The sequence below is a fragment of the Nostoc sp. CENA543 genome (assembly GCF_002896875.1).
Taxonomy (GTDB): Bacteria; Cyanobacteriota; Cyanobacteriia; order Cyanobacteriales; family Nostocaceae; genus Trichormus.
On sequence record NZ_CP023278.1, the window covers coordinates 4,893,251 to 4,908,182 of the forward strand.

Below are 14,932 nucleotides of genomic sequence, written 5' to 3' on the forward strand. Positions count from 1 at the left end.
TATTATATTCTGGTGGGATTATTAAGAATTTTTCCTATTAATTGCTATGAGTTTTTTCTTTGGTATTGAACATGAAGTGGCTTTTCTCAATCGAGAAGGAAAGTTTGCAGATTTTACTTGTACAAAATTTGCAGATTTCGCTCAAATTGTAGATCAACTACCTATATATCCTGATGACCATTTGCAATTGCGAGTAGGTGATGCTGGTATTAGGAAAAAAAGATGGTATATTGAAGGATTTGAAAGATTTGCTGATTCCGACGAAGTTATTGACTGTACCTCCAAAGGGATTGAAATTAGAACTACAATACACTCCTGTATTCGGGATGTAATCCAAGAATTATCCAATAGTTTTGATTTACTATCTCAAGTAGCTGCTCAATTTGGATTTTCACCAGTTTTAACTAGTTTTAATCCCTACAAAACGGTTTTTGAACCGAACCCACCATTAAATGAATATGAAATTCAGCAGTTACAAGCCTATCCTGATGAACAAACTGCTTATATTTACATGGTTTCATATGGGCCAGACTTAAATATTTCCTGTCCAGATTTATCTATTCCCCAATTAATTGATATTGGGAAAAAGTTGACTTATTACAGTCCTTATATTGTGCCTTTTAGTTATAGTTCGCCTTTTTACAACGGCACACTTTGGGAAGGTTTATCAGTGCGGACATTTATTAGAACAGGTAAAAGGTCAGCTACTTTAGTATTTGTTCCTGAAGCAGAACAATTAATTAAAAGTGTGCCGTCACTCACAAAAATAGCTCGTTTGCCCGCAGAAGTAGGACGCATTGAGTTTAAAGCCTTTGATACTTGTGATGATTTTAATATCTATGCCGCATTATTAGCATTATTAAAAGGCTTAATACTAGATGATTCTTTAAAAGGTAGAGCCATCACACCGGACACATCTCTACATCAATTATCAGCAAAAGTTGGTTTTGATCACGAAGATATATTTAATAATGCTCAACAAATCTTGCAAGCAGTAACAGTTGCACTAGGAGATGATCCTGATGTGAAATTGTTAACACCATTGCAATTAATGTTAGAAAAACGCCGTACAAAATCTCATGAATTAATAGAGATTTTTCACAGTGTAGGCTCTATTGAAAAGACTCTTAAACAAACTTACTAGTAAGGGACTGGGGACTGGGGATTGGGAATTTTATCTCGCATATTAACGAATTTGGTTATATGATGTCTTACTCAATAATCAATTTGATATATCAATGCTCCATTCATAAAAACACAGATAAACGCAGATAAACGCAGATAAACGCCGATAAATCTTTTAATCTCTAGGTGCTGGTTTCTGATTATCTGTATTAGATTGTAAATCAATGTCTTGACTGGGGGGAATCTTTTCAATAGGAATTAGAGCATCCATTACGGACTTGACGATAGGAGCTGCAACAGTTGAACCGTAGGCGTTTGCACCTTTAGGTTCGTCAACCACAGCTAAAATTACATAACGGGGAGAATTTACAGGTAAAATGCCGACAAAACTGGTAATCCTAGCACCAGGAATATAACCACCGTTGGGACTAGCTTTTTGGGCTGTACCTGTTTTGCCACCTATGCGATAACCAGGAATTTGAGCAGCTTTTCCTGTTCCTTCCGTCACCACAGTTTCCATCATTTCTACAACTTTTTGTGCTGTAGTTGTTGAGAAAATTTGGCGTGGGGCTGGGCGATTAGGTGTGTAGTGAACTTGTCCTTTACTATCAATTAATCCTTGTATGACATGAGGCGTGACTAATTTACCACCATTAGCTAACGCGCCTTGCATTTGTACTAGTTGTAAAGGTGTGAGAGAAAATCCTTGACCGAAAGAAGCAGTTGCATATTCGATAGGTGAACGAATAAATGTTTCTTGATTTTTGAGTTTACTAGTAGCTACAGAGGGTAAATCTGTATCAACTGCTTGTCCTAAACCCAAACGTTCTAACCAATTGTAATAAACCGAAGGTTTTAACCTTTGGATGATTTGTACCATACCGATGTTGCTGGAGTTTTGCAGAATTTGAGCAATATTAATGCGCCCATAACCATTAAGACCAGCATTTCTAATGGTGTATTTTCCTACTTGAATTGCGCCAGGGTCGTTAAATGTATCATCGGCTTTGATGACTCCATTTTCTAATGCGATCGCCACATTTAACGGTTTAAATGTTGATCCTGGCTCATATAGATCCGAGACTGTCCAGTTTTTAAATAGAGAAATATCGGCTTTAGAATAGTCGTTGGGGTTATAGGTAGGTTGAGAAACCAGGGCTAAAATTGAGCCATCGAAAGCATCCATGACAATGACAGCCCCACGTTTACCCTGAAACTTTTCTAGTTGTTCTTTAAGTGCAGTTCGAGCCGCCCTTTGCAGACGGCTATCAATTGTCAATTTCATCCGTAAATCATCAGCATTCAGAAAACCTTCAGGCGCGTAGTCTGGCATTAATGCCCCATTTCCAGCCCGACTTAAGCGCACAGTTTTCACAGAACGTTCCAACCACTGTTGCTGAGAAAGTTCAACACCAGCTTGACCTAGTCTGTCAACATTGACATATCCCACAATATCTGCAAGTAAGTCTCCTTGGGGATAATATCGGGAATATTTGGGAATTAACTCAAAACCATTTAACCTTAAGGCTGTAACTTGATCAGCTGTGGTTTCAGGCAAACTTGAGGAAAGGGTAATCCCCGTTTTGCGACTTTGAAAAATTTTGACTAAATCAGCCGGAGTTTTATCGAGCAGGGGAGCTAATTTTTCCGCTATGGCTTCTTGGGACTTGTCAAACAACTTGGGATGGGCATACAGAGTATACACGGGACGGTCAACCGCTAACACATTATCATTGCGATCGACAATCAGACGACGGGGCATATAGGGGCGCAAATTCACCATTTGCTGGTTTCTCGCCCTCTGTGTGAGCTTGTTCCCCTGGATGATTTGTAGATTATACAAATTGATAGCCAATCCTAATCCACAGGCCATTAATATGCCCCAAACAGTCAATAATCGGGATTTAGGATTTGATGTTTGTTCTGGAATGGAGGGGACTGTGTTGTTCCGATTCCGTTCTCTATTAACCCTTTGCCGTCCAGTAAATTCCGCAGGCTGACGCAATTTTCTGAATTTTAATTGACTCGGTGATTTAGGCATTACCCTGATTTTTCTGTTGACTGTTGACTGTTGACTGTTGGCTGTTGACTGTTGACTAATGACTAAATCAATATGCCATTGGCGAGGAAGTAGGCTGTTGTGTTTCTGAAGTTGGTTTCTTGTCTGGGGATTTCAGAGGGGTTGGTGGGGATGTCGTAGATAAGAAAACGCTATTAGCCGGAGATGGTGATACTAACCCTGTACTTGATTTTTCTGCTTCCTCGGCCATTTTATTTTTGAGGGTGGCGTTGGTAGTTGTCATTTGTCGCTCATAGCGTTGGAGGTTTTGCAACCTCCGGTAATTTTGCCCCCAAAGTTCCTGGGCGTAAACTGTCCACCCATAGACAGCTAAAACTGAACTTACCAATAAAAAAGCGATGATCGAGGAATGGCGATGTAAAGTGTTGAGTCTTAACAACCACAAGGGCATAACTTGGGCGTTAGGTACCACAGGTAAGTCCAGAGATTCTGACTTCGTGTTTCTTAATTTCGGGTGTGATGGACTTTTGAGGGGTGAGGATGTTGGTGAAATAGGATTTTCTCGTCCAGACGTTAAGGGTAGAGACAAGCCTTTTGAGGTAGAACGTTGTCCTTTAGTGATTACTGGAGAGGGTTCAGTGATAGCACTAGAACCCAAACTGCCGGATTTTCGCCTCCTGCGTCTAGGCGTAGAACCTTGGCGAAGCCAATTACCAGTTGTAGAAACAGCTGATTTACGAACAGCAGCCATAACTTTTTACGATAAGAAATAATGTATTGTAATCTGATTATCCGTTTTTGCTAAGGTTAGACTTACCCTCTAGTCAAGGAAGAGGTAAGAGGCAGAGTGGCAGGGAGCAGAGGGGAGAAACCATAAATGAATTTATGGGCTTTAAACCCTTATGGTAAGTGGAAATACAGAATGTTTCTCCCTTGCTGCTCCGCAATTGCTCCCTACCTCTTTGGTCACAAACGCGAATAATACTTTGATTGATACTCATCAAGTTAGTTTACCGAAAAACTGGGTTGAAAGTTCCCCGTCCTTCGGGGACGGATTTAATGGTGTTAGAATATACTAATTAGTATTTTTTCCACGTAAGATGCTTGTTTGAGAATACAAAGGCAAAGGGAAAACGACTCAATACATCACCATTGATGAAGCAATTAGAACTGCTAAATTTGTCCGCAAAAAGAGCATCGGTTTGATTGAGCAGGAGAAAAACGACTTAAGTTTTATCTATGCTCTTAATCAGCACTGAATGCCAGCTTATGCCCACACTATCAACAGGGCGATCGCATACTACAATGTCTGAGCTATTTACTAGATTCTGATAATTGACAGATTTTCGGTTTCTGGCACGACCCGCACATCATAATAAAACCAATAAACTCCGGACAAATGTATAGATTTTCAATATACATTCGCAAGGCTTTAAAAAATTTAAAAAATCAGCAAAATAGGTTATCGTATTCAACAGGCGACATTGTTTTATTGCCGCAATTGGTGAAAGAGGAGTTATGAAAACAAAAATCTTTGGTTTTGCTTTACTGTTAAGTCTGGCTGGATTTTTAGGAGCTTGTGGCGACAATACCTCTGCTCCCGATGCTACTACCCCTGCTACTACTACTACCCCTGCTGAACCTACTGATTCAGGTACAACCCCACCTACAACCCCAGCTGCTAGTCCTAAAACTCCCTAGAAGATAGTTCTGATTCTTCTATAAAAAGGTTTGTAACTAATCCTCATGAAACTCAATGAGGCTATTAGTTACAAGTGAAAATATCAATATAGCTGCATTTTGCATCACATCACGGCTCAAAGCTCAATCAGAGCCTTGCCAGTAGTTTATTATTGGTAGAGCAGTAGGTAAAGGACACTGATGAAGATTTTGAATTTATCACTTCAGTGTCCAAATCAAGTAGAAATCAAAAACTAACTACTTAGTCGGAACAACCTAAAAATCACAGGGATTGTGATTAATTAATTTATAATTAAAGCAAAAAATATAGTTATATTTATTGCACCTAACTAAGTATTATTACTAGAAAGTAAAGAGCGATCGCCATCTGTAGAAAGAGTTTAAAGCTTGCTATTAGCCTAAAAGTGCGCCAAATTCATGAAGTGGATTAGGTTTTTTGTGATTAGCCTCAGTAGTAGCATTTTGGTGTGGTTAGTGAGCCACACAGGAGCGACTGTGATTGCTGTACCACCTGTAGAGGATATTCCTGAAGAAATACTACGGACAGAGATTATCATTGAAGCGCGATCGCCCATAGACGGGAAACCCTTAACAGCCGTTGAATACGCACAACTACAAGAACAACTGCGAGTCAGTCCCCCTCCCAAGTTAAGCAGTAAATTACGACAAACAGTCTTCTTATTAAGAATACGTGGAGTGTTACTGCAACTTTTCCCTTTTTTAGATTTGTAAAAAGTAAAGATTCTTTTGCCTTTTTACTTTTTATTTTTGCCTTCTACCTTCACCAATCCCCCCTTTGGGGTTCGTCAGTCGCACCCTTACGGGTTCGCGTAGCGTCTCGAAGAGAAGGCTTACGCCAACATGGGGGAAACCCCAAGACCGCGCTGACTCACCAGTCCCCAGTCCTGCGGTACAATGCAAAGAAATGTTTAAATTATGAGCTGCCGATTCCAATGATTTCATCTGAAGCGAACACAACATCTAGCGATAAAAGTTTAGAGGCCATGCGCCACTTTTCAGAACAATATGCCAAGCGTACAGGAACTTTCTTTTGTGCTGAACCTTCGGTGACTGCGGTGGTGATTGAAGGGTTAGCGAAACATAAAGATGATTTAGGTTCCCCTTTGTGTCCCTGTCGCCATTACGAAGATAAAGAAGCTGAAGTTAATGCTGCATATTGGAACTGTCCTTGTGTGCCAATGAGAGAACGCAAAGAGTGTCATTGTATGCTGTTCCTGACACCAGATAATGAGTTTGCCGGACAAAGCCAAGAAATTTCTCTGGATACGATTAAAGAAGTACGAGAAAGCATGGCATGAGTGAAACCATGCCTTTAGAATACTGGCAAGGTGTAGAACAATTTAACGCTGGACAGTTCTATGCCTGTCATGACACCCTAGAAGCTTTATGGATTGAAGCCACCGAACCGGAAAAAACCTTCTATCAAGGTATTCTCCAAATCGCTGTGGCTCTTTATCATATGGGAAATCGTAACTGGCGGGGTGCAGCTATTTTACTTGGGGAGGGTAGCAATCGCCTCAGACGTTACCCATCTATTTACGGTGGGATTGATGTTGATGAATTACTGAGTCAAAGCGCGATTTTATTAAAAGCCATACAAGCGATCGCAGTTAATCCCAATAATAATGATAACCTTGACGAAAATATCGCCTTACCCATCCCCAAAATTATCCTGACTAATGATTAAAGCAAAGTTGTGTTCATGCAGGGGGGCAGGGGGCAGGGGGCAAGGGAGAGAGTTTACAGCTTTGATCGACTAATAAAAAAGTGCAAGAGAATAGGGGTGAAACTGTGTTCCCCGTTCTCTATTCCCTACCGCCACCACAGAATTTTTTCAGCAAACTCTTAATCCTGTGAAATACTGTCAAAAACAAGATAACGTCTTCCCTAGCGACTATCTCAAACACCTCTGGGGAGAAATTCACGCTTGTCCTTACTTTGCTATCAACAACCTCAATCGCGATTTTGTGGGTACTAAAGGATTTTCTGTGGTGTTTCAAAAATCCCACATCCCACAGGTAGAGACGCAATTTCCATATTTTAAGCCTTACCTAGATTTAGCCCTCCGTCCTGACTGTAACGCTTTTTACCTCAATCCTTTATTGCTCAAAGAAGGTTCTCGTGTTGATCCGCATATCGATCGCTCTTTGCGTTCTTATTGTAAAACGGTGGAACCGCCTACTGTAGTTAGCGTCCTTTACGTGCGTGTGCCACCGGATATGGAAGGGGGAGAATTGGTACTCAAGTCCCACAAACGACTACTAGGACAAATTAAGCCACAAATGAATAGCTTAGTTTACTTTCAAGGCGACTTAACCCATTCTGTAAACGCCGTCAAAACCCCTGGAAATCGACTGAGTTTAGTTTGTGAACAGTATAGTTTGAGCGAGGCTGAACTCTTAGAAATACCAGAGTTTATAGTGGAGTCTAGGGTGGCGAGGAGAAATTAGGGACTTCCAACTAAAAAATATACAATCGCTGTGGTAAGCAGGGGAGCAGGGGAGCAGGGGGGCAGGGAGCAGGGGGCAAATCAAAATATTCTCTCTCGGAAATTGAATAATTTATTTTCTGGAAGTCCCTTAGAGGGATTGGGCAATTCAATTTTGGATTTTGGATTTTGGATTTTGGATTTTGAATTTTGAATTTTGAATTGATTTGCCCTCATACCCTACTAACGCAACATTTACGCTTCTTCTGCAACTCGTTTGAGGCGGCGTAGCTGTAATTGCATATCTTCTTTTGTCCACTTGGCGGCGAAGGTGTTAAATCCCCAATTAACTATGGGGTTGGGAATCTCGAATTCAAAGCGGTTGAGTAATAGTGTACCTGATGGTGTGGGTTGACATTCCCAGCGATCGCGTCCTTGAAAAAATCCCTGAAATTCCCACACCACTAAACCTGGTTGTCTCTCCACTACCACACTATTTAAGGTGGGTTGAATAATAGGAATTTGAATTAAAAAGCGGCTTTTACTGCCTACCTCTGTACTCCAAGTTTCACCTACAGGTTCACAACGCAGCACAGGGTTGAGCCATCGGTGCATTAATTCTAAATCAGTGAAGCACCGTTCTACGGCGGTGGCTGTGGCGTTAATTTGTATTGATTGTTCTAGGAGTTGGGGCATTGGGGATTGGGGACTAGGAATTTTAGATTTTAGATTTTAGATTGGGGATTGGTAAGCATGGGAGTAGAGGGGAATAACTATTTACTTTGCTTCGTTCCCTGCTGTATAAGATTTACTGAAAAAAGTAAAAAAATACTCTACTGGTTTATGAAAAATGGATTCTTACTGTTAAATTAATACGCAAAAGAGTAGAACACAATAGGGAGCATCGTTATTTAGCGAATTTACTGGAATGTCTTTTCTTACATAGTTACTTGGATAGGAGATTCTGAGTAATGATTGCAACACTTAATGTTAGCGATCGCTGGGAATGACTGGATTACTTCGCTATAAATAGTGATGTTTTTACACATGATGAATACTATTTTCTCAGGAATATTACAGGCGAGTAGAGTAGATGTATCATTGAGGTGGGCGCAACTACTAGCACAATCACCAAGCTTACCTGTAGAGTCACCGGAGGTGAATCAAGGTCTGGCTGATTTACAAGGAATCTTACAGCCAGTGCTGCAATTTATACCAAGATTGCTAGGGGCAACGGCAATTTTATTAGTCGGTTGGTTAGTTGCGGCTGGTGTGGCGGCTGTTGTGCGTAAAGTCCTCAACAACACCGATATTGATAATCGTATTGCGGCTGGAATTACGAGTCGTCAGGATGTACCTCAAGTTGAAAAATTTATTTCTGGCCTTGTTTTTTGGAGCATTATCCTTTTAACAGTTGTAGCTGTCTTACAAACATTAGGCTTAGAGGTAGCTTCTCGCCCACTCAATAGTTTTCTTGAAAAACTCATTGGGTTTTTACCCAAAGTAGTAGGCGCATCTGTACTTTTAGGTTTGGCTTGGGTGTTAGCGACTATCGTCAAGTTGGTGACAAGACGTGGACTGCAAGCATTGAAACTGGATGAACGTTTGCAGCAAGATGAATCAGATGGTAATTTCAAGTTTCAGGGTTTGTCTTTAAGTGAAACTATCGGACAGGCTTTATATTGGTTTATCTTCCTGTTGTTTCTCGTCCCTGTTCTTGATACGTTGGGACTCAAGGAAGCATTACAGCCTATACAAGCTTTAATTACAGAAATTCTCTCGATTCTGCCGAATATATTAGCTGCAACACTGATTGCTGGAATTGGTTGGTTTTTAGCGAATGTAGTTAAGCAAATTGTCACTAACTTGCTAGCGACAACGGGAGTTGATCATTTAGGTAGTAGATTAGGGCTATCACCTGCGGCTGGGATGCAGTCTTTTTCAGCTATTACAGGGACAATAGTTTACATTTTGATTTTAATTCCTGTCGCGATCGCCTCTCTCAACGCCTTAAAAATTGAGGCTATCTCTGTACCTGCGATCGCCATGTTACAGCAGATTCTCAATGTTTTACCAGCCATCCTCACAGCGATCGCCATCTTGATTTTCGCCTATTTTTTGGGACGGTTTGCAGCAGATATTGTCACCAGCATCCTGACAAGTTTGGGTTTCAATAATATTTTCGCCATTCTGGGTTTACCCGTACCCAAAGCCAAGCCTGTCACTGATGCAGATGATATACACATCCCCACAGTGGCGACACGCACCCCATCAGAAATTGCTGGGATTGTGGTGTTAGTCGGGATTTTATTATTTGCGACAGTCGCAGCCGTTAATATTCTGAACATTCCGGCACTAACGGTTTTAGTAACAGGAATTCTGGTAATTATTGGACGAATTTTAGCTGGCTTAGTAGTCTTCGCCATTGGCTTATTTTTAGCCAATCTCGCCTTTAACATTATTACCAGTTCTGGCAACCGCCAAGCCATGATTTTAGGTCAAGTAGCGCGGATTTCCATCATTACTTTAGTTTCCGCAATGGCATTACAACAGATTGGCATAGCCAGTGATATTGTCAATTTAGCATTTGGCTTATTACTAGGTGCGATCGCCGTTGCCATTGCCCTAGCCTTCGGTCTTGGCGGTAGAGATATCGCCCGTGAACAAATGCGAGAATGGGTAGAGTCTTTTAAGCAGAAGAGTTGACGCAAAAGAAGGGATGTTAAAGTCAAAAGGCAAAAGGCAAAAGATTTTTATTTTGCTTTTTACCTTGGACTAGAAATTGGGAACTGGGCATTTTTTATTTTGAATTTTGTAGGCGCAAGCCTTCTCGCAGAGTATTTTGAATTGGTATTAGGGGGGAGAAACCTGACTTTTACAGGTTCTGGAAAAACCATTTCCAAACCTCTCCCCTAAAAGACATGATATAAGTTTGAAGCGGTTCGATTTTCTACAAATGCTCAATCAAAATCAAGCACCTTTACTCGCAGCTTTAAAAAATTGTGCGGCGCGTCCTCATGCAGCTTTTTATACGCCAGGACATAAGCGGGGACGGGGAATTAGTCAAGCTTTGGTTGATTTGCTGGGTAAGGATGTGTTTGGTGTTGATTTGACGGAGTTGGCTGATTTAGATAATTTATCTGCCCCACAGGGAGTAATTCAGCAGGCGCAACAGTTAGCGGCGGCGGCTTTTGGGGCTGCAAAAACGTGGTTTTTAGTCAATGGTTCAACTTGTGGTATTGAAGCGGCTATTTTAGCTACCTGTGGTGTAGGGGATAAGATAATTTTGCCGCGTAATGTGCATTCATCAGCGATCGCTGGTTTAATTCTCTCTGGTGCCATGCCAATATTTATTCATCCTGAATATGACCCAGTTTTAGATATAGCCCACAGTATCACGCCGGAGAATTTACAAGCTACATTACAACAACATCCAGATGCTAAAGCTGTGTTGACAGTTTACCCGACATATTACGGAGTTTGTGGAGATTTACAAGCGATCGCCCACATTACCCATCAATATCATATTCCTTTATTGGTAGATGAAGCCCACGGAGCGCACTTTGCGTTTCATCCTGATCTACCTACCCCAGCTTTAGCCTGCAATGCAGATTTAACTGTGCAGTCAATTCACAAGGTACTCGGCGCAATGACGCAGGCATCAATGCTGCACGTTCAAGGTGAGAGAATTGATATTGACCGAGTCAGTAAAGCTTTGCAACTTTTACAGTCTACTAGTCCCAGTTATGTGTTGTTAGCTTCCCTCGATGCGGCGCGTCAACAGATGGCGGTGGATGGTAAACAAATCATGTCTCGGACTTTGCAATTAGCGCGTGATGCGAGAACTAAAATCAGTCAAATTCCAGGGTTATCGGTTTTGCAACTACCCACAGGAGAGTTATCATCGGGGTTTGTCGATTTAGATGCAACACGACTGACTGTTAATGTATCTAGGTTGGGTTTGACTGGGTTTGAGGTGGAAGAAATTTTAGACGCGCAAGGGGTAACGGCGGAGTTTGCTACCCTGCAAAATATTACTTTTATTATTAGTTTGGGGAACACAGGCGAAGATATTCACAAGTTAGTGGAGGGTTTTCGGAGTTTAGAGAATATCAAGTTGTTAAACCTAACCCCCAACCCCTTCCCTTGTAGGGAAGGGGGGCAAGAATTAAAGCCTCTCTTTTTGCAGGAGAGGGGTTTTGTGAGGGTAATTTCTCCCCGTGAGGCTTTTTTTGCTGCTAGTGAAATCGTACCAGTGTGGGAGGCGTGCGATCGCATTTGTGCTGAAACTATCTGTCCCTATCCCCCAGGAATTCCGGCGTTAATTCCTGGTGAAGTCATTACACCAACTATATTGGAATATTTACACCACATTCAACAGCAAGGCGGATTTATCACTGGCTGTCATGATCCTAGTTTGCTAACTTTGAAAGTAATTAGCTAGAATATGAATCTGTTTCACGCAGAGACGCAGAGAGTAAGAGTTTAAGAGAGGAATTTTAAATCTACAAAAATCCTACAATTTCTCTTTTGGTGGTGGTACAATCCCACTTTTATTTAAACCTTGATCAATTTCCTTTAACAGTTGAAAGTCTTCCTCTGGTAAAGGGTAGCTACTACTATTAAATACACCTGCACTCACCGCAGGTTGTTTTTCTAAAAAAGAAAAAGCTTGGCGAAATTGACGCGGTTCGGCTTTAATTGGTGCGTCAAAATGACAGGGAATAATCCATTCAAAATTCCAACTAGCGACTTTATTCGCCCAGTTAATAGTTTCTTGGGGTGCGCGGTTGAGAATCAATGTCTGTAATATAGGTGCGACAAAGAAACGTCCATCTCCACGCACTGCATCAAAAGAACGCAGCCAATCATATCGCCATTTAAAGGGATATAATCCAAAATAAGCTTTGAATGACCTTTCTGGGGCTTTGAAGGCATCGCGAAAGACTTCAGCCCAACGAGGAACTTCTAAGGCACTAGGGCTAAAATACAGGGCAAATAAGGTGATGCGTTGCCATCCTTTGCGGCGGTTGGCGGGAGTGTCGGCAACGATATCGGCGGCTTGGTCTTTGGCGTGAAATAGTAAGGCGTAGGGGTCTAACTGAACGATCGCAGGCGGATTTTCTGGTATAGAAATAATCGTATCTGTTACTAGTAGAGTGTGCGATCGCTTATGTAAAAATGCCACCTCTGCAAATTTACCAGGGCCAAGGTCAATAGTATCTAATATTGCATAGTCGAACTCATCACCAAAAGGAGTTTGACTACTATCGGCTGGTAGTATGTGGGTGCGTTGAGGAGGTAAACCCAGCCAACTCAGGGGCAAATTAAGGGGAAAACTCCATTGATTTGGTGTAACAAACACCTGTGCTTGGGGAAATTGTCTAGCAAAAGGCCCGACAAATACTTTATGTTCTAACCCAGAAATCGTAGGCAGAATAATATATTTCACATCCCCATGTTCTGCCACTAATTCCTTGACTAGCCCAATACATTCACGAGTCGGGGCGACTGGCGCATAAACCAACAGCCCACCCTCACTTAATTTCACCACCGTCATCCGAATAGGGACAATCACATAAAAAACGCCCTGCATCTGGTCAAAAGTCCAGATAGTATCTTTAATAACTTCTTGCCGCAGCGTTCGCCGCTTACTGTATGGATAAAGCGGTAAAGTAAACCAAAAAGGCCAAGTAAAATCTTTCGGACTCATTTTATCTGGGGATGGGGCATTGGGCATTGGGAATGGGGCATTGGGCATTGGGAATAGGAGACAAGGTAGACAAGGTAGAGAAAATGACTAATGACTAATGACTAATGACTAATGACTATTGACTATTGACTCTTGACTCTTGACTAACTCAGCAATTTTACCTGGAATTAACTGTTCAACATTACTTAAAACTATGGTTGCGCCTGCTTTGATTAGTGTTTGGGTGTAAGCTTCTGCACGTTCTGTTGTTTCCTGAACATGGGGCGGTAAAATACCTACACCAATCCAAGTGCGATGAGGTTGTAGTTCTTTGGCTTTGCCGACGGTGTACATATCTGCTACGGTATCACCTACGTATATAATGCTGGATGTCTCTTCTGAGTTATTTTCTAATTGTTTGAGGGTCGCAAATAATCCTGTGGGATCTGGTTTACCTGGTGCATCTTCCATTGCAATCAAGACTGGAGACTGTAAACCGAGACGTTTTTCTAACACATAGGTAGCAGAACCACGAGTAGCACCACTGAAAAAACCCCAAGCAATATCCGCTTGTGTTAGTTGTTCTAAATAGCTAGGTTTTAATAATAACGGTTCATCACAGATATACCCTGTCCAATTTTCGGGGTCTGTGCCACGATAACGAGATTGAAAAAATGTAACTATAGTTTCGTAGTTGAGTTGTAATTGTTCGCGTGGTGTTCCTTGGCTTGCAAAGTAACGGTAAATCAACTCCTGGGATGCTTCCCAATCGTTATTCCAAATCCCTTCTGATTTGAGTTGGTCAATTTCCAACGATGTAGGACGATAAGCTTTGTTAGTAAAATGCTCTACCGTGTCTGCTAATGCCCGACGATAGGAACTGCCAACGTCACGGATAACACCATCAATATCAAATACAACGATCGCTTTTTTTGAAGATTCTTTCATCATAATTCTAGGAATGGGGAATGGGGCATGGGGCATTGGGCATTGGGAATGGGAATATGTCTTGACTGATGTTGATGGGTTAGTTTCTGTTGCCTATGGATTTGAGATAGGCGTTGAGTTTGGGTAGCAATTTGTCTAGGATGGGTTTAAAGTTGGTGACATCTTCGTCTTGCAGTAACTTTCTGACATAGGCTAACCTTAACCAACTAATTGTTTCATATAAAGAACCTCTGGCAATCTTGATAAAGTGCCTGTTTTCACGGTCATTGTATCTACCTCTCCCCTCCGCAATATTTGCACAGATACTATCAGCAGAACGCACTATTTGCTTACCGACTGTATCTTTAGCGAAATTATCCCATTTCTTGACAATATTCCAAATTACATTAGCTAAATTTTCAGCCAATTTATATATTTCCAAATCCTCAAAATCAGGTCTATTCACAACTATGTTCTATCCCTAAATATCCCTACTAATCTTTAAAATTCCCAATTCCCCATGCCCAATGCCCAATGCCCAATTCCCCATGCCCAATTCCCCATGCCCAATGCCCCATTCCCCAATTGATTTGGTTAACTGGTGAATATTGAGTTAAAATAAGCGATCGCAAACTTAGTAAGTCATAGCCGGATATTCCCCGGAGGTATAATTGTCCAAGTTCATTTTGAAAATCCTTTGGCTAGATGAGAACGTTGCCCTGGCAGTCGATCAAGTTGTTGGCAAAGGTACAAGTCCTTTGACTAAGTATTTTTTCTGGCCTAGAAATGATGCCTGGGAAGAGTTGAAAAAAGAACTCGAATCCAAACACTGGATTTCTGATATCGACCGTGTAGAATTACTCAACAAAGCAACAGAAGTGATTAACTACTGGCAAGAGGAAGGCAGAAACCGTCCGATGGCAGAAGCACAGTTAAAATTCCCTGAAGTTGCCTTCACTGGTAGTGCTTGATTTGCGGATTGGGGAATTGGGCATGGGGCATGGGGCATGGGGCATTG

Annotated in this window: 16 protein-coding genes; 10 read left to right on the forward strand and 6 right to left on the reverse strand. The window is 41.5% G+C overall.

Annotated elements, in window-relative coordinates; all coding sequences use genetic code 11:
- Positions 1–46 precede the first annotated feature (46 nt).
- The gene (locus CLI64_RS20375; RefSeq protein WP_103138914.1) at positions 47–1,144 is read left to right on the forward strand and encodes a glutamate--cysteine ligase; all 1,098 of its coding nucleotides are present in this window, start codon (positions 47–49) and stop codon (positions 1,142–1,144) included.
- A 156-nt stretch (positions 1,145–1,300) separates the two neighbouring features.
- On the opposite strand, the gene CLI64_RS20380 is transcribed toward CLI64_RS20375, so the two are convergent.
- Both CLI64_RS20380 and CLI64_RS31655 read right to left on the reverse strand, forming a co-directional pair.
- The gene (locus tag CLI64_RS20380) at positions 1,301–3,166 is read right to left on the reverse strand and encodes a penicillin-binding protein 2 (RefSeq protein WP_192881569.1); all 1,866 of its coding nucleotides are present in this window, start codon (positions 3,164–3,166) and stop codon (positions 1,301–1,303) included.
- 67 nt (positions 3,167–3,233) lie between these two features.
- The gene (locus CLI64_RS31655) at positions 3,234–3,617 is read right to left on the reverse strand and encodes a hypothetical protein (RefSeq protein ID WP_225977400.1); all 384 of its coding nucleotides are present in this window, start codon (positions 3,615–3,617) and stop codon (positions 3,234–3,236) included.
- Positions 3,618–3,642: 25 nt separating this feature from the next.
- Between CLI64_RS31655 and CLI64_RS31660 the strand changes: the two genes are divergently transcribed.
- The 6 genes from CLI64_RS31660 to CLI64_RS20415 all read left to right on the forward strand — a co-directional run bounded on the left by CLI64_RS31660 (position 3,643) and on the right by CLI64_RS20415 (position 7,317).
- Entirely contained in the window at positions 3,643–3,918 is a 276-nt protein-coding gene (locus CLI64_RS31660; protein ID WP_225977401.1) for a hypothetical protein, read from the forward strand.
- 745 nt (positions 3,919–4,663) lie between these two features.
- Positions 4,664–4,846 carry a hypothetical protein gene (locus CLI64_RS20395; protein ID WP_103138916.1) on the forward strand — a complete coding sequence of 61 codons (183 nt, stop codon included), beginning with the start codon at positions 4,664–4,666 and terminating at the stop codon, positions 4,844–4,846.
- 417 nt (positions 4,847–5,263) lie between these two features.
- The gene (locus CLI64_RS20400; protein WP_103138917.1) at positions 5,264–5,578 is read left to right on the forward strand and encodes a hypothetical protein; all 315 of its coding nucleotides are present in this window, start codon (positions 5,264–5,266) and stop codon (positions 5,576–5,578) included.
- Positions 5,579–5,799: 221 nt separating this feature from the next.
- Positions 5,800–6,165: a ferredoxin thioredoxin reductase catalytic beta subunit gene (locus CLI64_RS20405; RefSeq protein WP_103138918.1), complete on the forward strand. Its 366-nt coding sequence runs from the start codon at positions 5,800–5,802 to the stop codon at positions 6,163–6,165.
- Positions 6,162–6,554, forward strand: a complete 393-nt coding sequence (locus CLI64_RS20410; RefSeq protein WP_103138919.1) for a DUF309 domain-containing protein — start codon at positions 6,162–6,164, stop codon at positions 6,552–6,554. The genes CLI64_RS20405 and CLI64_RS20410 overlap by 4 nt, the downstream gene beginning before the upstream one ends.
- Before the next feature lie 166 nt (positions 6,555–6,720).
- Positions 6,721–7,317, forward strand: coding sequence for a 2OG-Fe(II) oxygenase (locus CLI64_RS20415; RefSeq protein ID WP_103138920.1), 597 nt, complete (start codon positions 6,721–6,723; stop codon positions 7,315–7,317).
- A gap of 233 nt (positions 7,318–7,550) precedes the next feature.
- Here the strand turns inward: CLI64_RS20415 and CLI64_RS20420 are convergent, their stop codons facing one another.
- The gene (locus tag CLI64_RS20420; RefSeq protein WP_103138921.1) at positions 7,551–7,991 is read right to left on the reverse strand and encodes an SRPBCC family protein; all 441 of its coding nucleotides are present in this window, start codon (positions 7,989–7,991) and stop codon (positions 7,551–7,553) included.
- Between the two features lie 354 nt (positions 7,992–8,345).
- Between CLI64_RS20420 and CLI64_RS20425 the strand changes: the two genes are divergently transcribed.
- Positions 8,346–10,001: a mechanosensitive ion channel gene (locus CLI64_RS20425; RefSeq protein WP_103138922.1), complete on the forward strand. Its 1,656-nt coding sequence runs from the start codon at positions 8,346–8,348 to the stop codon at positions 9,999–10,001.
- Positions 10,002–10,251: 250 nt separating this feature from the next.
- Complete coding sequence (locus CLI64_RS20430) at positions 10,252–11,739, forward strand: aminotransferase class I/II-fold pyridoxal phosphate-dependent enzyme (RefSeq protein WP_103138923.1); 1,488 nt, start codon at positions 10,252–10,254, stop codon at positions 11,737–11,739.
- Positions 11,740–11,811: 72 nt separating this feature from the next.
- On the opposite strand, the gene CLI64_RS20435 is transcribed toward CLI64_RS20430, so the two are convergent.
- The 3 genes from CLI64_RS20435 to CLI64_RS20445 all read right to left on the reverse strand — a co-directional run bounded on the left by CLI64_RS20435 (position 11,812) and on the right by CLI64_RS20445 (position 14,380).
- Complete coding sequence (locus CLI64_RS20435; RefSeq protein ID WP_103138924.1) at positions 11,812–13,035, reverse strand: DUF4336 domain-containing protein; 1,224 nt, start codon at positions 13,033–13,035, stop codon at positions 11,812–11,814.
- An 81-nt stretch (positions 13,036–13,116) separates the two neighbouring features.
- Complete coding sequence (locus CLI64_RS20440) at positions 13,117–13,938, reverse strand: TIGR01548 family HAD-type hydrolase (RefSeq protein ID WP_103140812.1); 822 nt, start codon at positions 13,936–13,938, stop codon at positions 13,117–13,119.
- Positions 13,939–14,014: 76 nt separating this feature from the next.
- On the reverse strand, positions 14,015–14,380 hold the full coding sequence (locus CLI64_RS20445; RefSeq protein WP_103138925.1) for a four helix bundle protein: 366 nt from the start codon (positions 14,378–14,380) through the stop codon (positions 14,015–14,017).
- Between the two features lie 205 nt (positions 14,381–14,585).
- Between CLI64_RS20445 and CLI64_RS20450 the strand changes: the two genes are divergently transcribed.
- A complete protein-coding gene (locus CLI64_RS20450; RefSeq protein WP_015141290.1) occupies positions 14,586–14,885 on the forward strand; it encodes a 30S ribosomal protein PSRP-3 in 300 nt (99 codons plus the stop codon).
- Positions 14,886–14,932 lie beyond the last annotated feature (47 nt).